Annotated in this window: 15 protein-coding genes and 1 pseudogene; 8 read left to right on the top strand and 8 right to left on the bottom strand. The window is 71.6% G+C overall.

Going from position 1 to position 18,716, the window contains the following annotated elements:
• Positions 1 to 204 precede the first annotated feature (204 nt).
• Both ABZ906_RS22470 and ABZ906_RS22465 read right to left on the bottom strand, forming a co-directional pair.
• Positions 205 to 1,818 (bottom strand): ABC transporter permease, encoded by a 1,614-nt coding sequence (locus ABZ906_RS22470; RefSeq protein WP_361385220.1) that lies wholly within the window; start codon positions 1,816 to 1,818, stop codon positions 205 to 207.
• A complete protein-coding gene (locus tag ABZ906_RS22465; protein ID WP_361385217.1) occupies positions 1,815 to 2,744 on the bottom strand; it encodes an ABC transporter ATP-binding protein in 930 nt (309 codons plus the stop codon). Before ABZ906_RS22465 ends, ABZ906_RS22470 begins: the two co-directional genes overlap by 4 nt.
• Before the next feature lie 93 nt (positions 2,745 to 2,837).
• Between ABZ906_RS22465 and ABZ906_RS22460 the strand changes: the two genes are divergently transcribed.
• Positions 2,838 to 3,347 carry a MarR family transcriptional regulator gene (locus ABZ906_RS22460; RefSeq protein ID WP_361190810.1) on the top strand — a complete coding sequence of 170 codons (510 nt, stop codon included), beginning with the start codon at positions 2,838 to 2,840 and terminating at the stop codon, positions 3,345 to 3,347.
• 67 nt (positions 3,348 to 3,414) lie between these two features.
• Here the strand turns inward: ABZ906_RS22460 and ABZ906_RS22455 are convergent, their stop codons facing one another.
• Positions 3,415 to 4,251: a diacylglycerol kinase family protein gene (locus ABZ906_RS22455; RefSeq protein ID WP_361190812.1), complete on the bottom strand. Its 837-nt coding sequence runs from the start codon at positions 4,249 to 4,251 to the stop codon at positions 3,415 to 3,417.
• Between the two features lie 164 nt (positions 4,252 to 4,415).
• On the opposite strand from ABZ906_RS22455, the gene ABZ906_RS22450 reads away from it, so the two are divergent.
• Entirely contained in the window at positions 4,416 to 5,699 is a 1,284-nt protein-coding gene (locus ABZ906_RS22450; RefSeq protein ID WP_361190815.1) for an adenylosuccinate synthase, read from the top strand.
• Between the two features lie 103 nt (positions 5,700 to 5,802).
• Here ABZ906_RS22450 and ABZ906_RS22445 read toward each other — a convergent pair whose 3' ends face one another.
• The 3 genes from ABZ906_RS22445 to ABZ906_RS22435 form a co-directional block, all read right to left on the bottom strand.
• Entirely contained in the window at positions 5,803 to 7,794 is a 1,992-nt protein-coding gene (locus ABZ906_RS22445) for a serine/threonine-protein kinase (protein WP_361385214.1), read from the bottom strand.
• 78 nt (positions 7,795 to 7,872) lie between these two features.
• A complete protein-coding gene (locus tag ABZ906_RS22440; RefSeq protein ID WP_361385211.1) occupies positions 7,873 to 8,370 on the bottom strand; it encodes a MarR family transcriptional regulator in 498 nt (165 codons plus the stop codon).
• Positions 8,367 to 8,963: a DJ-1/PfpI family protein gene (locus ABZ906_RS22435; RefSeq protein WP_361385208.1), complete on the bottom strand. Its 597-nt coding sequence runs from the start codon at positions 8,961 to 8,963 to the stop codon at positions 8,367 to 8,369. The genes ABZ906_RS22440 and ABZ906_RS22435 overlap by 4 nt, the downstream gene beginning before the upstream one ends.
• Positions 8,964 to 9,153: 190 nt before the next feature.
• On the opposite strand from ABZ906_RS22435, the gene ABZ906_RS22430 reads away from it, so the two are divergent.
• Both ABZ906_RS22430 and ABZ906_RS22425 read left to right on the top strand, forming a co-directional pair.
• Positions 9,154 to 9,819, top strand: coding sequence for a DUF4956 domain-containing protein (locus tag ABZ906_RS22430; protein WP_361385205.1), 666 nt, complete (start codon positions 9,154 to 9,156; stop codon positions 9,817 to 9,819).
• Positions 9,816 to 10,637, top strand: a complete 822-nt coding sequence (locus tag ABZ906_RS22425) for a VTC domain-containing protein (RefSeq protein WP_361190828.1) — start codon at positions 9,816 to 9,818, stop codon at positions 10,635 to 10,637. The genes ABZ906_RS22430 and ABZ906_RS22425 overlap by 4 nt, the downstream gene beginning before the upstream one ends.
• On the opposite strand, the gene ABZ906_RS22420 is transcribed toward ABZ906_RS22425, so the two are convergent.
• Together ABZ906_RS22420 and ABZ906_RS22415 are read right to left on the bottom strand one after the other, a co-directional pair.
• Complete coding sequence (locus ABZ906_RS22420; RefSeq protein WP_361385202.1) at positions 10,561 to 11,922, bottom strand: HAMP domain-containing sensor histidine kinase; 1,362 nt, start codon at positions 11,920 to 11,922, stop codon at positions 10,561 to 10,563. The two genes, ABZ906_RS22425 and ABZ906_RS22420, sit on opposite strands and share 77 nt — an antisense overlap.
• Before the next feature lie 599 nt (positions 11,923 to 12,521).
• A pseudogene (locus tag ABZ906_RS22415) lies at positions 12,522 to 13,199 on the bottom strand (response regulator transcription factor); the annotation flags it as partial.
• Between the two features lie 72 nt (positions 13,200 to 13,271).
• On the opposite strand from ABZ906_RS22415, the gene ABZ906_RS22410 reads away from it, so the two are divergent.
• The 4 genes from ABZ906_RS22410 to ABZ906_RS22395 all read left to right on the top strand — a co-directional run bounded on the left by ABZ906_RS22410 (position 13,272) and on the right by ABZ906_RS22395 (position 18,615).
• Complete coding sequence (locus tag ABZ906_RS22410) at positions 13,272 to 13,769, top strand: hypothetical protein (RefSeq protein ID WP_361385199.1); 498 nt, start codon at positions 13,272 to 13,274, stop codon at positions 13,767 to 13,769.
• Positions 13,770 to 13,972: 203 nt separating this feature from the next.
• Positions 13,973 to 15,340: an aspartate aminotransferase family protein gene (locus tag ABZ906_RS22405; protein ID WP_361385196.1), complete on the top strand. Its 1,368-nt coding sequence runs from the start codon at positions 13,973 to 13,975 to the stop codon at positions 15,338 to 15,340.
• A gap of 132 nt (positions 15,341 to 15,472) precedes the next feature.
• Complete coding sequence (locus ABZ906_RS22400) at positions 15,473 to 16,189, top strand: GntR family transcriptional regulator (protein WP_361190839.1); 717 nt, start codon at positions 15,473 to 15,475, stop codon at positions 16,187 to 16,189.
• Entirely contained in the window at positions 16,186 to 18,615 is a 2,430-nt protein-coding gene (locus ABZ906_RS22395; protein ID WP_361385193.1) for a dolichyl-phosphate beta-glucosyltransferase, read from the top strand. Before ABZ906_RS22400 ends, ABZ906_RS22395 begins: the two co-directional genes overlap by 4 nt.
• The last annotated feature ends 101 nt before the right edge of the window (positions 18,616 to 18,716 follow it).

The following is an 18,716-nucleotide window of genomic DNA, read 5'->3' as shown; positions in this document are numbered from 1 at the left end:
CCTGCCCGCCTGCCCACCTGCCCGCCTGCCCACCTGCCCGCCGGTCCGGTCGCCGTCATGCCCGAGCCCGGCCCGGTCGCCCCGCCCTGCCCGCTGGCCTGGTGGCCCCCCCGTCCGTCCGATCCGGTCGCCCCGCCCACCCGTCGAACGCGGGGCATCGGGCGGGTGGGCGGGAAAGTCTGTAGGCCAGGGCGAACCGCGGGGTTACGTCGTCATGTCCCGGCGGCGCAAACCCGCCAGGCCCGCGGCCACCAGCGCCGCCGCGATAGCGAGGAGCACCGCGATCGGTGCCCACTCCATGCCGCCGCCCGGCAGCTTCGGCAGGTGGCCGTAGGGAGACAGGTCCATCGCCACCTGCGGAAGGTCCAGCGCGGGGCCGATCCAGCCGATCGCGAGGCAGACCCCGGCCACCGCCCAGGCAGCGACCGCAGCCCGCGGGAACGCCCCCGCGAGGAGCACCGCGAGCCCGCCGATCGCCCAGATCGCGGCCACCTGCACCAGGCAGGCCCCCATCACGGGCCCGAAGTCCTTCCCGTACCCGGTGGCGAGCCCGAGCCCGCCCACCAGCATCAGGAGCAGCGCACCGCCGAAGGCGATCACGAGATGCCCCGCGGCCCACCGCAGCCGTCCCACCGCGTTGGCGAGGACCGGCTCCGCCCGCTGCGAGATCTCCTCACCGTGCAGCCGCAGCACCGAGGCGACGACGTACAGCGCGGCGACCATGCCCAGCATGCCGACCATGGTGGAGAGGAAGGCGTCCGTGAGGCCGGACTGGCCGCCCATGCGCTCGATGATGTCGCGGGTGTTGCGGTTGTCGCCGACGATGTCCGCCGCCCCTTCGACCATCCCGCCGAAGACGACACCGGAGACCAGGAAGCCGAGCACCCAGCCGATCACGCTGCCGCGCTGGAGCCGCCATGCAAGGGCGCCCGCGGTGGCGAGCCTGCCCTTGGCGGGCCCCGGCCGGGTCGGCAGGAAGCTCATGCCGACGTCGCGCCGCCCCGCGAGGTCGTAGGAGAGGGCGCCCTGCGCCAGGATCGCGCCGCCGATCAGGAGCAGCACCCACCACCGCTCACCGGCGAAGGCCCGCAGGTTCTCGACCCAGCCGAGCGGAGAGAGCCAGGTCAGCACGGACTCACCGCCCCCGGTCCCGGCGTCACCGGCGGCCTTGAGCACGTACGCGGCGCCGAGCACCCCGGAGGTGAGCCCCTTGGCGAGGCGTGCGCTCTCCGTGAGCTGGGCGACGATCGCCGCCATGGTGGCGAAGAGCATGCCGGTGCCCGCGACGCCGAGCCCGAGCGCGAGCGCCCCGCCAAAGCCGTGCCCGGCCATGCCGCCCGCGATGAGCAGCGCCACGGCGGCGTTCGCGGTGAAGGCGGCGAGCAGCGCGGCGGTCAGCGGCGCGCGCCGCCCCACCATCGCGGCCGAGAGCATCTCCTGGCGCCCGGTCTCCTCCTCGTCGCGGGTGTGCCGTACGACGATGATCAGGCTCATCGCGGCGGCGAGGACGGAGGCGTAGACGCCGATGCGCCAGGCGGAGAGCGCACCGATGGAGTCCCCGAAGACCGGCGAGTACAGCGCGCGCATCGAGGAGTTGGCGTTCATCGAGCGCATGGCGTCGGCCCGCTCGGCGGCTGTTCCGTAGCTCTGCTCCAGGGCGCCCGGAATGGCGAGGACCAGGCCGGCGACGACGAGCACCCAGACGGGCAGCATGATGCGGTCGCGCCGCAGGGCGAGCCTCAACAGGGCTCCCGTACCGGCGAGTTGGCGGGACCCGCCGGTGCGCGTACCGAACCGCGCCATGGCCACGGCGGTCATCGCGACACCACCTCGTCGGTCTCGTCGCTCTCGTCGGCGCGCACGTCGTCCTGGTAGTGCCGCAGGAAGAGCTCTTCGAGCGTGGGCGGCGTGGAGAGGAGCGAGCGGATTCCGGAGGAGGTGAGCGAGCGCAGCACCGCGTCCAGCTTGTCGGTCTCGACCTGGAGCTTGACGCGATGGCCGGATACGTCGACGTCGTGGACGCCGGGCAGTTCCCTGAGTCCGTTCGGCGGCTTCGCCAGTTCGGCGGTGACGCTGGTCCGCGTCAGATGGCGCAGGTCGGCAAGGGACCCCGTCTCGACGGTCCTGCCCTTCCTGATGATGCTGACGCGGTCGCAGAGCGTCTCCACCTCGCTGAGGATGTGCGAGGAGAGCAGGATGGTGCGGCCCCGGTCGCGCTCCTCCTCGACGCAGCTCTGGAAGACCTCCTCCATGAGCGGGTCGAGTCCGGAGGTCGGCTCGTCGAGGATCAGCACGTCGACGTCCGAGGCGAAGGCGGCGACCAGGGCGACCTTCTGCCGGTTGCCCTTGGAGTACGTACGCCCCTTCTTGGTCGGGTCGAGTTCGTACCGCTCGATGAGGTCGGCCCTGCGGGCCGCGTCGAGGCCGCCCCGCAGCTTCCCGTAGAGATCGATGACCTCGCCGCCGGAGAGGTTGCGCCACAGGGTGACGTCACCCGGTACGTAGGCCACCCGCCGGTGCAGTTCGACGGCGTCGTTCCACGGGTCCTTGCCGAGGAGCTGGGCGGCTCCGGAGTCGGCGCGGAGCAGGCCGAGGAGGACCCGGATGGTCGTGGACTTCCCGGCGCCGTTGGGGCCGAGGAAGCCGTGGACCTCGCCGGTCTCGACGTCGAGATCGAGGCCGTCGAGCGCGTGCGTCCGTCCGAACGACTTGTGCAGTCCGGAGACGGTGATTGCCTTCGTCATGTTTCTGAAAGTACGCTGGTTTCAGAAATTTGTGAAGTTAAGAAACCGTATAAACTCGATCACGACCGGTGGAGCAGGGGAGATGATCGGCAGATGCCCAAGGGGTCCAGGGGGTCCGACGACGTGGCGGTGCGTGACGAGGAAGTCGTCTCACGCTTCGTGGAGCAGTTCGCCGCGCAGCTGGTCGAGGCGGGCATGCCGAGGATGCCCGCGCGGATCTTCGCGGCGCTCCTCGCGTCGGACTCGGGCGCGCTGACGTCGGCCGAGCTCGGCGAACGGCTCCAGGTGAGCCCGGCGGCGGTCTCGGGCGCGGTCCGCTACCTCACGCAGCAGCACATGGTCTCCCGCGAGCGCGAGCCAGGCTCCCGGCGCGACCTCTTCCGGGTGCACAGCAACCAGTGGTACGAGGCGCTCGCCAACCGCGACGGGATCCTCAAGCGCTGGGAGAGCGCCCTGATGGACGGCGTGGACAGCCTGGGCGCCGACACCCCGGCGGGCCGCCGCATGGCCGAGACGCTCGCCTTCTTCGAGTTCGTCCAGACGGAGATCGAGGGGATGCTGGAGCGGTGGCGGGTGCACCGCGAAAGCCTCTTCGGCAAGTAGGCCCACCACTCTCGCGCCAGCTCCCCCGCCCTGCCCCGGGAGCCTTCCCGTCCTGCCCCCGGCGGCCTCACTCAGGCAGTACCAAGCCCCACGCCCCGGTCCGTACCGACCACGTGCGGGTCCGTACCGGGCCCCCGACCACCGCATCCGCGCGGTAGCGGAAATCCGCGCCGGACACGGTGACCGTCCGCGCCCGTGCCCGCAGGGCCGGCGCCGCCGCGCCCACCGAGGAGGGCAGGACCTCGACCTGTGCGAGGCCGTCGGCGCCCGGGGTCACCGAGACGCCCTCCACCGGCTGGTCCAGGTCCACCACGAGCACCCCGTCCGCCTCCACCCGCAGCCGCGCGGGCGACGGCCCCGGCGCGGACGCCACCCGGGCGGGACGCGCGAGGGTGCGGACGAACGACTGGCACGTGCGCAGCCAGGGGTGGGCGTCCACCGCCTGCCCCCCGGAGGCCGGGGCCGGGGCCGGGGCCGCGACGGGCGGAATACGCAGAGTCCCGATGACCACCCCGTCGCTGTCGTCGACGAGCAGATCAAGCCGCCGCTCGGCCCCTTCGAGCACCGCACGGGCCGCCGCGACGGCCCCCGAGGGGACCCCGAGCGACCGCGAAAGAACTTGGGCGGCGCCCACCGGAACGACCGAAACCGCACACGAACCGAGCTCGCGCTCCCGGTGCAGAACCGTCACGGCACGCAGCAGCGCCTGATCGTCCCCGATCACCACGGGGCGCCGTGCACCCCTCCTGGCCAGGGCTTTTGCAAACTCCTCGGGTCCTTCCGGCAGACAGATCCGGACGGCGGCCCCCGCGCCGAGCACGTCTTTGGCAATCCGTACCGACTCACCGTCCGTGCGCCGGGCGACCGGGTCGATGACGACTAGCAGCTGGTCGCGAGCCGACAACGTGCGCCCTTTCTTTCGTCCTCGGGTAGCATCTTTGTGCAAGAGCCCCTTGCGCTATTGCGCCAGGGGCTTCGTCTATTCCGGGGCAGCATCCAAGGCACACCCATACGGCGGCTACGGCCCCCAGACCTTGGACATGCCCCGCCCGGAAGGGGTGTACGCCTGTGCCCGCACTTGTGCTGCTCGGTGCTCAGTGGGGTGACGAAGGCAAGGGAAAGGCCACTGACCTGCTCGGTGGCTCCGTGGACTATGTAGTGCGATACCAGGGCGGCAACAACGCCGGCCACACGGTCGTCGTCGGCGACCAGAAGTACGCGCTGCATCTCCTCCCTTCCGGGATTCTCTCCCCGGACTGCGTGCCAGTCATCGGCAACGGAGTCGTCGTCGACCCGTCGGTCCTGCTCTCCGAGCTGAGCGGTCTGAACGAGCGCGGCGTCGACACGTCGAAGCTGCTGATCAGCGGTAACGCGCACATCATCACGCCGTACAACGTGACCGTCGACAAGGTGACGGAACGCTTCCTCGGCAAGCGCAAGATCGGCACGACCGGCCGCGGCATCGGCCCGACGTACGCCGACAAGATCAACCGCACCGGCATCCGCGTCCAGGACCTCTACGACGAGTCGATCCTGGTGCAGAAGGTCGAGGCGGCCCTCGAGGTCAAGAACCAGCTCCTCACCAAGCTCTACAACCGCCGCGCCATCGAGGTCGGCCAGATCGTCGAGCAGCTCATGGAGCACGGCGAGAACATCAAGCAGTACGTCGCCGACACCACGCTGATCCTCAACAACGCGCTCGACGAGGACAAGGTCGTCCTGTTCGAGGGCGGCCAGGGCACGCTCCTGGACGTGGACCACGGCACGTATCCCTTCGTCACCTCCTCGAACCCGACCGCGGGCGGCGCCTGCACGGGTACGGGCGTCGGCCCGACGAAGATCAGCCGCGTCATCGGCATCCTGAAGGCGTACACCACGCGTGTCGGCGCGGGCCCGTTCCCGACTGAGCTGTTCGACCAGGACGGCGAGGACCTGCGCCGCATCGGCGGCGAGCGCGGTGTCACCACCGGCCGTGACCGTCGCTGCGGCTGGTTCGACGCGCCCATCGCGCGCTACGCGACCCGCGTGAACGGCCTGACGGACTTCTTCCTCACGAAGCTGGACGTCCTGACGGGCTGGGAGCAGATCCCGGTCTGCGTCGCGTACGAGATCGACGGCAAGCGCGTCGAGGAACTCCCGTACAACCAGACGGACTTCCACCACGCGAAGCCGGTCTACGAGTACCTCCCCGGCTGGTCCGAGGACATCACCAAGGCCCAGACCTTCTCCGACCTGCCGAAGAACGCGCAGGGTTACGTGAAGGCCCTGGAGGAGATGTCCGGCGCCCCGATCTCCGCGATCGGCGTGGGCCCGGGCCGCACGGAGACGATCGAGATCAACTCGTTCATCTAGAGGCTGCCGAGGCTGTCGCGGCCGTCGCGGCTGTACGGCTGAGGGGCGCCCCGGTTCTTCCGGGGCGCCCCTCGGGCGTTTCTCCGCTCGGTCGATTTCCCGCTCAGCCTGCCTTGTCGTACGTCAGGCCCTTGTCCGTGCCGGTGTTCTCGCGGTGCAGCCTGCCGTTCGAGAGCAGGGTGATCGTGCTCGCCTGGCCCGGTCGGCAGGAGGTCGCGGGTTCGCCGACGATGACGTCCGTCGGTCCGACGCGCAGGGTGTTGCCGCTCGCCGACTCCAGCTTTCCCTGGAAGACGCAGTGGTACGTGCCGCCCGTGTCGGTCGGGCCGTCCGCCGTGATCGAGATGATCGTGTCGCCGACGTCGCCCTGCTGGAGCACGAGTCGGCGGGAGTTGCTGCCCAGGTTGTTCTGGATGGAGCCGTTCCAGGTGCCGAGGAACTTCTCCGGGACGGTGCCCTCCTCGTCCTTGGACGCGGGGGTCGTGGGCGGGTCCTCGGGGTCCGTCGACTTGTCCTCGGACGGCGTGCCCGGTGTCGAGGGGTTGCTGTCGGACGGCGACTCGGAGCTGGTGCCGCCCGCGTTCGTGGTGCCGTCGCCGTTCATCACCGCGTATACCGTGCCGCCCGCTCCTATGGCCACTATGACGGCCACCGCGATGAGCGCGGCGGTGGACCGGCCGCTGCGGCGCGGAGGTTCGGGCTGCTGCGGGTGGCCGAGAGGGCCGTACGGAGGAGTGGGTCCGTAGGGCGGCGTGGGTCCGTACGGGCCCTGCTGGGGGTAGCCGTAGCCGGAGGCTCCGGGTTGGGGGTGCTGCTGGGGGTAGCCGTACGCCGGGCCCGGCGGGGGAGTGGGGGGCGGTGCCTGGCCGCCGTTGATCATCGTGGGGAGGTGGTCGAGGGAGGAGTCGCCCGGCTTGCCCGGCGGTGGCGGGGTGTCCCCTTCGACGGGCCCGGGCTTTCCGCCGTTCGCGGCGGCGGCAGCAGCGGCTGCGGCTCCGGCGGTTGCGGCTCCGGTTCCGGCGGCTCCGGCCCCGGCCGCCCCGCTGTCGGTCCGGGCGGGCTCGTGCGCGGCGCCCTCGCCGCTCGCCGTCAGCTCCTTCGGCGGCGCGAGCGACACCGGCGGTGCCGAGCCGCCGGGACCCTGCGCGGGCGGCGCCTGCGGCGCGCCGTCGTCGGGGTTCTCCGTGTCCAGCAACTGCACGGCGTGGCGGCCCAGTTGGGCGACCAGGGCCCCCGGCAGCCAGGGGTCGCGCGTACGGCCGCCGTCGCCGAGGGTGTCCTCCGCCCCCGTGCGCTCCAGGAGCTGCTCAAGGGAAGGCCGGTCCGCGGGGTTCTTGCGCAGGCACTCGCCGACCAGCTCGGCGAGCTCCTCCGGAAGGTCTTCCAGGTTCGGCTCCTCCTGGGCGATCCGGAACATCAGCGCGTGCACACCGCTGTTGGCCGTGCCGAACGGCAGCGCGCCCGAAGCCGCGTACGCGAGGACCGAACCCAGGCAGAACACGTCGCACGCGGGCGTGATCCGGTCGCCCCGCACCTGCTCGGGCGCCATGAAACCGGGCGAGCCGACGAGGGCGCCGGTACGGGTCAGACCGCCGTCGGTGACCGTTTCGAGCGCGCGGGCGATGCCGAAGTCGATGACGCGGGGGCCGTCGATCGTGACGAGGACGTTCGACGGCTTGAGGTCGCGGTGGATGAGGCCCGCCGCGTGGATGTCCTTGAGGGCGTTGGCGAGCCCGGCGGCCAGTATCTTCACGGACCGCTCGGGCAGCGGCCCGTGGTCGCGCGAGATGACGCTCTGGAGCGAGGGGCCCGCGACATACCCCGTGGCCAGCCAGGGGATCGGCGCGTCGGTGTCCGCGTCGAGCACCGGCGCCGTCCACTCGCCGCCGACCCGCCGCGCCGCCTGCACTTCCTGCCGGAAGCGGTTCCTGAACTCCTCCTGCTCGGCGAGCTCTTCACGCACCAGCTTCACCGCGACCGTACGTCCCCGGTCGGACCGCGCCAGATAGACGTGCCCCATGCCGCCTGCCCCGAGCCGCGCGAGCAGCCGGTAGGCGCCTATTCGCTGTGGGTCCCCTGGCCCGAGCTTTTCCATCGCCGCGCAACCTCCCCCGTTGGTGTGCAACAGATCGAGGATAGTGGGGCGCTGCGACATCGGCGCACGGACTGCCTGCTACGGCTCCGTAACGGGTTGTTCCGTATCCAGGCCGGACAGGACACCGGAAAGCCGCTCCAACACCCTTACGGTCTCGCGGAATTCGTCCTCGCCGAGCGCGTCCGCGAGCCGGGCGGCCAGCTCCGCGTGGCCGGGACTGATCTTCCTGACGGCGGCAAGGCCCTCGTCCGTGGGGCGCAGGAGCTTGGCGCGCCGGTGGGCGGGGTTCGGCACGTACTCGGCGAGGCCGCGCCGCACGAGGAGGTCGGCGATGCGCTGCACGCTCTGCCGGGTGATGCCCATCGCGCGGGCGATGCCGGCGACGGGCAGGGGCTCGCGCAGGACGGCGCCGAGCACCTGCCACCAGGCGGCGGTGAGGCCGCCCGCCTCGGCCAACTCGTCCGCCACGGACAGGAACTGGCCGTTGAGCCGGAAGACGCCGAGGGCGGTGCGGGAGAACAGGTCCTGCTGCTCCCGCACCTGCTCCTCGGGCGCCGGGGTGCGGTCGGCACTCACGATTCGAGCACCTCGTAGGCGGACGCGTCCGAGTCGTGGAAGAGCCGGTACCAGGCGTCCAGCTTCTCGCCCTCGAAGGCGCCGAGGTGCCCGAGGATCTCGCGCGCGAAGGCCACGGGCTCGGTCGGCCCCGCCGTGATCAGCCCGCCGTCCGTGACGGCGTCGGCGTCCACGTACCGCTCGCCGCCCTTGTATCCGGTGGCCGCGAGGTAGAACGACACGGCGCTGGTGTGCGCGCGCTCGTCGAGCAGCCCCTCGCGGGCGAGCCCGGCGGTGGCCCCGCAGATCGCGGCGACCGGCACGTCCGCGTCGAGGAAGGCGCGGGCCGCGCGGCCGAAGGGGGCGAGGTCGTCGCCCGCGTCCCACAGATCGGCGCCGGGCAGTATCAGCAGCGCGCTGTCCTCGGGCCGCAGACCGGTGAGGGTCAGGTCGGGCTGGATGCGGATGCCGCCCGCCGTGGTGACGGGGTCGAGCGAGTCGGCGGCGACGGTACGGATCTCGTACCCGGCGCGGGCCAGGAACGCCGTGGCGTGACCGGGCTCCCAGTCGGCGAGCGTGTCGTAGACGGCGAGGTGCACGGGCTTGCGGGTCATGACTGCCTCCACGGGGTGGGGTGCTGCTGCCGCTGGGTGCTGATTGCTGTCTGCTGATTGCTTATGTGAGCATGCTGTCAAAACGACAGCATGCTGTCAAGAGTCGGATCGGGGTGGCCCCCGGTGGCTCCCCGGCTCGTTAACTCCCGCTGGGGGCGCCCTTAACCCGCCGCTCCCTAGCGTCCTGGTCATGGACAGCGCAGAGAACCTCGGACAGATGGCCGCCCACCTCGGCCTCGACCTGGTGGCGGTGACCCTCCTGACCTTCGGGGTCTTCTATCCACGGCACCGCAGAAGGGAGTTGGTGCCCGCCTATCTCGCCCTGAACGTCGCGCTCTTCGCGGTCGTCTCCGCCCTCGCGAGCGCAGGCGGCAACGGCGGTCTCGCCCTCGGGTTCGGGCTCTTCGGAGTGCTCTCGATCGTCCGGCTCCGCTCGGACGCGGTGCAGCACCAGGAGGTCGCGTACTACTTCATCACCCTCGTCCTGGGCCTGCTCTGCGGCCTTCCGGGCCTCGATCTGCCGGTGGCCGCCGGGCTCGCGGCCGTGCTGCTCCTGGTGATGTACGGCGCCGACCACCCGCGCCTCTTCGCCGGAGACCGGCGTGCGGTCATCACCCTGGACGCCGTGTACCGCGAGGAGACCGCCCTGCGCGCCGAACTGTCGCGGCGCCTGGGGGAGCCGCTCGGCTGGACCGTCCAGGAGGTCGACTACGTCCGTGACCTGATGGTTCTGGAAGTCCGCTTCCGGCAACCGGAACCTTCCGAGCGGGCCGGGGAGTTCATACGTACAGCACCACGACGCCGCACGACCCGGTCCCGCACGCCTGCCCCCGTCGCCCAGAAGGAGACCGTGTGAACCCCGCCGTACGCGCCATCGGACGGGCCGCGCTCGCCGCGCACCCCATCTCGCTCGACGAGGTCAACGCCCGCGCCGAACTGCTCGCCCGCTACGACAACAGCTATCTCGTGCCGGTCGAGATCTTCGACGACCTGGCCGCGCTCCTCACGGACCCGCGCCGCCCCTCGGGCCCCTTCCGAGCCCTGAGCATCGGCGGAAAGCGCTGGTTCAGCTACCACTCGACGTACTACGACACCCCTGAGCTGCTCACCTACCACCACCACCGGCAGGGCAGGCGGCTGCGCTACCGCATCCGGGAGCGCGTCTACCAGGACAGCGGCGAGCGGCAGTTCGAGATCAAGCTGAAGAGCGGCCGGGGCGAGACGGTCAAGCACCGCCAGCGCCTCGAAGGCGAGGACCGCGTCCTCGACGCCGAGCGACAGGGATTCCTTGCGGGCGTGCTGAAGGGGTCGTACGGGATCGAGGCGCCGGACGGCCTGACGACCGCGCTCGTCACCGAGTACCAGCGGGCGACCTTCGTGGCCGACGGGCAGCGCATCACGTGTGACGCCGGGCTCGTGGTGCGGGACGTCGCCACGGGCCGGTCGGTGGCGGCGGACTCCGGGCTCGTCCTGGTGGAGACCAAGACGCAGGGTCATCTGACGGAGGCGGACCGGGTCCTGCACCGGTACGGGGTGCGGGCCGCCGACTTCACGAAGTACTGCGGCGGATTCGCCGCGTTGCGTCCGGAGCTGGGGATCAACCGGTGGGCCCGGTCGGTCCGGGTCGCGTTTCCGAGGGCTTCGCAGGCGCTGGGGGCGCCAGGGGGAAGGTGAGCGTCACGCGGGTGCCGCGGTTGGCGTCCGACGTCATGTCGAAGGTGCCGCCCGCGGATTCCGCCGTGCGGCGGGCGATGTCCAGGCCGAGCCCCGTGGAGCCGCCGCCGCTGGTGCCGCGGGTCGCCGCGTCCGCGTAGGTCGCGGGGAGGCCGGGGCCTTCGTCGGCGACGGTGAGTTCGGCGTGCCCCGCCGGGGTGGTGCGGACGGTGATGCGGAACGGGGTGCCCTGGGGGGTGTGGTCGAGGACGTTGCCGATGAGGGCGTCGATGGCGGCGGTGAGGTCGTCTTCGGGGACGGGGACGGGGACGGCATCTCCCGGTGCCTCGGTCTCTGTCGTACGGCCTTGGTCCTCCGCCAGTGGCAGCCAGAAAGCGGCGCGTTCGCGGGCCACTGCGGCCAGGTCCGCGTAAGGGGCGTCGCGGAAGGGGCGGCGGGCCTTGCGGATCACGTCGTCCACGCTGCGTTCGAGGGCCGCGACGTCCGCGGCGATGCGCTGCGCCTCCTCCGAGTCGCGAAGGGTCTCCGCGTCCAGGCGCAGGGCGGCGACGGGGGTGCGCAGGCGGTGGGCGAGGTCGGCGGCGTTCTCGCGTTCGGCGGTGAGGAGTTCGTCGATACGGGTGGCGAGGTGGTTCAGCTGGCCCGCGACCAGGCGCAGTTCCGGCGGGCCTTCCGGGGTGGCGCGTGCGGTGAGGTCGCCCGCGGCGAGGCGGTCCGCGGTGCGGGCCAGGCGCCGGGTCGCGCCGACCAGGCGGGCGCCCAGGCGGTCGGCGAGGAGCAGCCCGATGAGGACGAGGCCGACCCCGATCCCGGCGAGCACGAGCCAGGAGGTCATGGTCCCCGCGTGCAACTGCTTCTCGCTGAGCGTCACTTGCACCACCGCCGTGCCACCGGCGGCCCCCTGCACGGGGACGAGGACCTGACGCCCGCCGGTGGAGGGCTCGTAGGTGAAGGCGCGTCCGGTGCGGGCCAGGCGGATGGCGTCCGTGACGCGGGGTGCCCCGCCGGGGTCGGGTCCGATGACGCTGCCGTCGGCGAGGACGAGCGAAGTGCTGGGCAGATCCTGCGTATTGACGCTCTCCACGGTCTGCTCGGCGGTCTCACGCTCGTCCGGGGTGGCGAGCGCGGGCCCGATGGCGTGCGCGACCCACTGGGCTCTGGCGGTGGCCTCGGCGGTGGTGCGGTCGGCGGCGTGGGTGCGGGTGAGGAGGGTGAGGGGGACGAGGAGGGCGGTGAGTACGAGGGCGGTGGTGGCGGCGGTGAGGAGGAGAAGACTGCGCCGCATCAGCTGGCCCCTGGGCCTTGGGGGGTGGGGTTTCCGCTTACGCGGGGGGCTTCGCTGCCGCGGGGTGTTTCGCTGGCTCGGGGTGCCTTGCTGGTCTGGGGAGTTTGGCTGGTCCGGGGTGCCTCGTTGGTCTGGGGTGCCTCGCTGGTCCGGGGTGCTTCGCTGACGCGGGGAGCTTCGCTGGCTCGGGGTGCCTCGTTGGTCTGGGGAGCTTCGCTGGTCCGGGGTGCTTCGCTGACGCGGGGAGCTTCGCTGGCTCGGGGTGCCTCGTTGGTCTGGGGAGCTTCGCTGGTCCGGGGTGTCTCGCTGGCTCGGGGAGCTTCGCTGGTTCGGGGTGCCTCGCTGACGCGGGGGGCCTCGTTGGTTCGGGGTGCCTCGCTCGGTTGGGGTGTTTCGTCGTGGGCTGGTGCTTCGTCGTTGTGGGGCGCCTCGTTGTTACGGGGCGGGGCCGCGCCGGTATGTCCGTCCTCGCCATCCGCCTGTGGACGCCCGTCTGCTTCGGTCCCGGAGTCCTGCGAACCGTGCTCCGGGCGGAAATACCGGCGCACCCCCTCACGTGCGTCGCGCGGCTGCGGGAGCGTGGGGGCCTGGCTCTCTTCGGGAGGCGTGAGTTTTACGCCCACCGTGCGGACCGTGTGGAGGTAGCGGGGGGCCTGGGCGGTCTCGCCGAGTTTTCTGCGGAGCCAGGAGAGGTGGACGTCGACGGTCTTGTCGGCGCCGCCCAGCGGCTGCTGCCACACCTCGGCGAGGAGTTCGCGGCGGGAGACGACCTGGCCGGGGCGGTGGGCGAGGTAGGCGAGGAGGTCGAACTCACGGGGGGTGAGGTCGAGGGGGCCGTCGTCCAGGGTGACTTCGCGGGAAGCCGGGTCGATGGCCAGTCCCCCCACGCGCAGGGGTTCCTCGGTCACTTCGCCGGCGCCCAGGCGGCGCAGGACGGCCTTGATACGGGCGTCCAGCTGGGCCGCGCCGAACGGCTTGACGATGTAGTCGTCGGCGCCGTCCTCGAGGACCGCCACCATCTCCGGTTCGTCGTCGCGGGCGGTCGCGACGATGACGGGCACGTCGCTGACGGCTCGCAGCATGCGCAGTACCTGGGAGCCGTCCACGTCCGGGAGGCCCAGGTCGAGTACGACGAGGTCGGGGCGGTGCGTGACCGCCGCGTCCAGACCTGCCATGCCGCTGGGCGCGGTGGCTACGGCGTGCCCTTTGTCGCGCAGAGCCCGTACGAGGGCGCCGCGCAGCTGGGGATCGTCCTCCACGACGAGAAGATGGGCCATACATCCACCGTAGTCAGCTGCTTTGGCCGCCCCTTAACCGGGCGTTAGGAAACTCTGCGGCACAGTGGCCGGATGAGGAAGTGGCGGAACGCGGCGGTGACCGCGGCATGGGTGGCGATGGGGACGGCCGCGGGAGCGCTGGGCGCTTGGCAGCTGGCCACGTCGGACAGCGGGGACGCCGCACACAGCCATCCCCTGGACGAGGCCGCGGTGGAGCGGGCGTTGTCGGCGACATCGGCGTCGCCGTCAGCGTCGGCATCGGCGTCACCGCCGAAGTCGCCTTCGCCGTCCGGCACGCCCTCCAAGCCGGCATCGGAGCGCTCGACCCTGCGCTTCACGGGCGGAACGGCGACGGTCGAGTGCAGGGAGGACGGCACGGTGTACCTCGTCTCGTGGAGCCCGTCGGACGGCTTCCACATCGACGACGACGTCGAGCGCGGCCCGGGCAGGGTGGCCCGCCTGGAGGCGGAACCGAGCGACGACGACGAGCAGGACGACCTCCCGTACGAAATCCGCTGCGGGGAGGACGGGAGGCCGGGGGCGAGGGTGGTGGCGGACACAGACGACTGATTCAGCCCGTGCCGCGGAAGATCAGCCCGTCCCGCGTTTGAGGACGAACTCGGCGAAGCCGGTGATTGCGGCACGTACAAGGCCCTCGCGCCGATCCCCGCCCCCGGCGAGGGAAGAGCCCGACACACTGTCCAGTACCCCCCGCCCCCGCAAAACAGGACGCCCATGTCCCGTCCACACCGTGGACATTTACCCTCAGCCCCATGACCCCTCAGCCGAACCCGAACCCCCAGGTCGGCGCAGCCGTAAAGGCAGCAGACCGCGCTCACGTCTTCCACTCCTGGTCCGCCCAGGAGCTCATCGACCCCCTCGCCGTGGCCGGCGCGGAGGGCTCGTACTTCTGGGACTACGAAGGCAACCGCTACCTCGACTTCACCAGCGGCCTCGTCTTCACGAACATCGGATACCAGCACCCGAAGGTCGTCGCCGCGATCCAGCAGCAGGCGGCGGAGATGACGACCTTCGCGCCCGCCTTCGCCGTGGAAGCCCGCTCCGAGGCCGCACGCCTCATCGCCGAGCGGACCCCCGGCGACCTGGACAAGATCTTCTTCACCAACGGCGGCGCGGAGGCCGTGGAGAACGCGACCCGCATGGCGCGCCTGCACACCGGCCGCCCCAAGGTCCTCTCGGCCTACCGCTCGTACCACGGCGGCACCTCCACCGCGATCAACCTCACCGGCGACCCCCGCCGCTGGGCCTCCGACACCGGCTCGGCGGGCGTCGTCCACTTCTGGGCGCCGTTCCTCTACCGCAGCCCCTTCTACGCCGAGAACGAGCAGCAGGAGTGCGAGCGCGCCCTCCAGCACCTCGAGGACACCATTGCCTTCGAGGGCCCGCAGACGATCGCGGCGATCATCCTGGAGTCCGTCCCCGGCACGGCGGGCATCATGCTCCCGCCGCCGGGCTACCTCAAGGGCGTACGCGAGATCTGCGACCGCCACGGCATCGTCTTCGTCCTGGACGAGGTCATGGCGGGCTTCGGCCGCACCGGCAAGTGGTTCGCCGCCGACCACTTCGACGGCGGCATCGTGCCCGACCTCCTCACCTTCGCGAAGGGCGTGAACTCCGGCTACGTCCCGCTGGGCGGCGTCGCGATCTCCTCCGCCATCGCCGAGACGTTCGCCCGCAGGCCCTACCCGGGCGGTCTCACGTACTCCGGCCACCCGCTGGCCTGCGCGGCGGCGGTGGCGACGATCAACGTCATGGCGGACGAGGGCATCGTCGAGAACGCGGCCCGCGTCGGTACGGAGATCATCGCGCCCGGCCTCGCGGAGCTCGCCGAGCGGCACCCGAGCGTCGGCGAGGTACGCGGCCTCGGCATGTTCTGGGCCCTGGACATGGTCAAGGACAAGGAGACCCGCGAGCCCCTCGTCCCGTACAACGCCACGGGCGAGGCGAACGCCCCGATGGCCGCGTTCGGCGCCGCCGCGAAGAAGCAGGGCCTGTGGCCCTTCATCAACATGAACCGCACCCACGTCGTCCCCCCGTGCAACATCACGGACACGGAGGCCAAGGAGGGCCTCGCGGCACTGGACGCGGCGCTCACAGTGGCGGACGAACACACGGTGTAATCGTTCCCTCGCGGGGCACCTTGCTGCCGGGCGCCGGAAACCGGATGCCCGGGGCAGGGAACCCCGACCGCGTAGTCTGACGTGCTCGTAAGTAAACGACGGTCACCGAAACGACTCCGCGAGGGAACCCAGATGCCCGGCACCGACGGCCCCGCCGTCATCCGCAGCACTCTGCGCCAGCAGATCGCCGACGCGCTGCGCGACGAGATCCTCGGCGGCCGTCTGGAGCCGGGCCAGGAGTTCACGGTCAAGGAGATCGCCGAGCAGTACGGCGTCTCCGCGACCCCCGTCCGCGAGGCCCTGGTGAACCTCGCCGCGCAAGGCCTCCTCGACGCCGACCAGCACCGCGGCTACCGCGTCCACGAGCACTCCCTCGCGGACTACCGCGGCATGCTGGAGGCCCGCAGGCTCGTCGCCGACGGCATCTTCCGCGACCTCCTGCGCAAGGGCACCCCGCTGGGGCCCAAGGGCCCGGAGGAAGCTTCCGCCGCCCTCCTGTCCGTACGCCGCCGCGGCGAGGAAGCGTCGCGCGCGGCCTGCGCGGGCGACCTGAACGTCCTCATCGGCTACGACCTGCGCTTCTGGCGCGAGCTCAGCGCCCTCTTCGGCAACGCCTACCTCTCGGACTTCCTGCACCGCATCCGCGTCCAGTCCTGGGTCTGCGCCGTCACCTACCTCCGCCGCGCCGTCGAACGCGGCGACGGTGACCTGCGCGGCACCCTGTGGGCCCGGCACACCGAGCTCGTGGACGCCCTCGCGCGCCGCGACCCCGAGGCCGCGCACAGAATCATCGACGAGTACAACACCCACTCGCTCGAACTCATCGAACGTCTCGCGGCCGCCGCATGAGCGTGGACCTGACCGTCGTCGTCCCCGCCTACAACGAGGAACGGCGCCTGGCCCCCACGCTCGACGCGATCCGGGCGTACCTCGACGACGGATACGCGGAGGGCGGCGAGCGCCCCCGGTGGGAGCTGATCGTCGTGGACGACGGCTCCACCGACGGCACCCTCGACATCGCGGCCGACGCCGAGGCCGCCGACTTCCGCGTCCAGCTGATCCACTCCGACCGCAACCGCGGCAAGGGCCACGCCCTGCGCCTCGGCGTCCTCGCCTCGCGCGGCGACCGCGTACTGATCACCGACGCCGATCTGGCCACCCCCATCGAGGAACTGGAGTGCCTGGACAAGGCGCTCACCGACGGCCACACGGCGGCGATCGGCTCCCGCGCGGGAGCGGACGCCACGATCGAGGCCCACCAGCACCGCCTGCGCGAACTCCTCGGCCGTACCGGCAATTTCCTGATACGCACGGTCGCCGTCCCCGGAATCCGCGACACCCAGTGCGGCTTCAAGCTCTTCGACGGCGACCACGCGCGTGCGGCCTTCGCCGCGTCCCGCCTGCGCGGCTGGGGCATCGACGTCGAGATACTGCAGTACTTCCGCCGCTCCGGCTGGCCGGTCGCCGAGGTGCCGGTGCGCTGGGCGCACCAGGAGGGCTCCAAGGTCCGGCCCTTCGACTACGTGAAGGTCCTCGCCGAGCTGACCTCGCTCAAGGCCCGCACGGTCCGCCCGGTGGATCTGCTCGTGGCGGCGCTTTTCCTGTCCATGGCGGTCACCCTCTACTCGGGCCGCCTGATCGCACCCGGCGACCGCTACCTCCCCGACTCCCTCCAGGACCAGAACCAGTGGGAGTGGTTCTTCGCGGTGACGGCGGACAACGTCCGCCACCTCCACAACCCCCTCTTCACGACCCTCCAGAACGCCCCGGACGGCGTGAACCTCATGGCCAACACGGTCATGCTCGGCCTCTCCGTCCCCTTCGCCCCGGTGACCTGGCTCTTCGGCCCCGCGGTCGCCCTGAACGCGGCGATGACGCTCGGCCTGGCCGCGACCGGGGTCGCCTGGTACTGGCTGATCCGCAAGCGTCTCGTACGGCACCGGGGCGCGGCGGTGGTCGGCGCGGCGCTCGCCGCCTTCGCGCCACCGATGATCAGCCACGCCCACGCGCACCCGAACTTCATGGTCCTGTTCATGATCCCGCTGATCATCGACAGGGCGCTGCGGCTCTGCGAGGGCACCCGTGTCCGGCGCGACGGGGTCGTCCTCGGGCTCTTCACGACGTACCAGATCTTCCTCGGCGAGGAGCCGCTGCTGCTCGCGGCGATGGGCATGCTGCTGTTCGCGGCGGCGTACGGGTTCGTGCGCAGGGACGTGGCGAGGGACGCCTTCCGCCCCCTGGCGCGCGGCCTCGGAGTGGCCGTGGCGGTCACGGTCCCGCTGGTCGCCTTCCCGCTCTACTGGCAGTTCTTCGGGCCGCAGAGCTATGCGAGCGTGCTGCACGGCGACAACGCCGGCAACAGCCCGCTCGCCCTCCTCTCCTTCGCGGAACGCTCGCTCGCGGGCAGCGAGGAGACCGCGAACGCCCTCGCCCAGAACCCCACCGAGCAGAACGCCTTCTACGGCTGGCCCCTGGTCGCCCTCGCCTTCGCGATCGTCGTACGTTTCTGGGAGCGGGCGGTGGTGAAGGCGCTGGCGTTCACGGCCGTCGCGGCGGCGCTGCTCTCGCTGGGCCCGAAGTTCCGGATTCCGCTGACGGACATCGTGCTTCCCGGCCCGTGGGCGCCCCTGGCGCACGCCCCCCTCTTCGAGTCGGTCATCGAATCGCGGGTGGCGATGGTGTGCGCTCCGGCGCTCGGCATGCTGCTCGCCCTGGCGCTCGCCCGCCTTCTCGCTCCGGAGCGCCCGATGACGGCGACGCGGTACGCGGGCGTGGCCGCGGTCGCCCTCGCGCTGCTGCCGATCGTGCCGGCGCCGCTGCGGGCGGTGGAGCGCGAGCAGCCGCCCGCGTTCATCGCCGACGGGACGTGGCGGAAGTACCTGGGCGAGGGCGAGTCCCTCGTACCGGTACCGCTGCCGGACCCGGCAGCGGCGACGGCGCTGCATTGGCAGACCACCGCCGACCTGGGCTTCAGCCTGCCCGGCGGCTACTTCAACGGGCCGTGGGGTCCGGAGCGCATCGGCATCTACGGAGCCTCGCCCCGCAATACGTTGAACCTCCTGCGCGACGTCCGGGACTCGGGCCGTGCCCCGAAGCTCACGGACGCGTGGCGCGAGGCCGCGCGCGAGGACCTGGCGTACTGGAAGGCCGGAGTACTGGTCCTCGCCCCGCAACCGCACGACGCCGCACTGCGGGAGACGGTGGAACAACTCCTTGACCGGCCGGGAAAGTGGGTAGACGGGGTGTGGATCTGGGATCTGCACAGGGGCAGCTAGCGGGCGTCCGCCCGGACTACGCTGCCTGAACGCGAGGAACGTCCGATGTCCGACATCAGCCGGACCTGAGCCCGACTTCCGACTCTCTGACCTTCTGACTC

It is taken from the genome of Streptomyces sp. NPDC046925 (assembly GCF_040644915.1).
Classification (GTDB): Bacteria; Actinomycetota; Actinomycetes; order Streptomycetales; family Streptomycetaceae; genus Streptomyces.
Note: the sequence above shows the minus strand (reverse complement) of the source record. Positions and strands in the feature narration are given on the sequence as shown.

Excerpts from the sequence above, each read along its gene's own strand:
- ABZ906_RS22470 (WP_361385220.1), bottom strand. The coding sequence starts at position 1,818 with ATGACCGCCGTGGCCATGGCGCGGTTCGGTACGCGCACCGGCGGGTCC.
- ABZ906_RS22465 (WP_361385217.1), bottom strand. The coding sequence starts at position 2,744 with ATGACGAAGGCAATCACCGTCTCCGGACTGCACAAGTCGTTCGGACGG.
- ABZ906_RS22460 (WP_361190810.1), top strand. The coding sequence starts at position 2,838 with ATGCCCAAGGGGTCCAGGGGGTCCGACGACGTGGCGGTGCGTGACGAG.
- ABZ906_RS22445 (WP_361385214.1), bottom strand. The coding sequence starts at position 7,794 with ATGGAAAAGCTCGGGCCAGGGGACCCACAGCGAATAGGCGCCTACCGG.
- ABZ906_RS22435 (WP_361385208.1), bottom strand. The coding sequence starts at position 8,963 with ATGACCCGCAAGCCCGTGCACCTCGCCGTCTACGACACGCTCGCCGAC.
- ABZ906_RS22430 (WP_361385205.1), top strand. The coding sequence starts at position 9,154 with ATGGACAGCGCAGAGAACCTCGGACAGATGGCCGCCCACCTCGGCCTC.
- ABZ906_RS22420 (WP_361385202.1), bottom strand. The coding sequence starts at position 11,922 with ATGCGGCGCAGTCTTCTCCTCCTCACCGCCGCCACCACCGCCCTCGTA.
- ABZ906_RS22410 (WP_361385199.1), top strand. The coding sequence starts at position 13,272 with ATGAGGAAGTGGCGGAACGCGGCGGTGACCGCGGCATGGGTGGCGATG.
- ABZ906_RS22405 (WP_361385196.1), top strand. The coding sequence starts at position 13,973 with ATGACCCCTCAGCCGAACCCGAACCCCCAGGTCGGCGCAGCCGTAAAG.
- ABZ906_RS22400 (WP_361190839.1), top strand. The coding sequence starts at position 15,473 with ATGCCCGGCACCGACGGCCCCGCCGTCATCCGCAGCACTCTGCGCCAG.
- ABZ906_RS22395 (WP_361385193.1), top strand. The coding sequence starts at position 16,186 with ATGAGCGTGGACCTGACCGTCGTCGTCCCCGCCTACAACGAGGAACGG.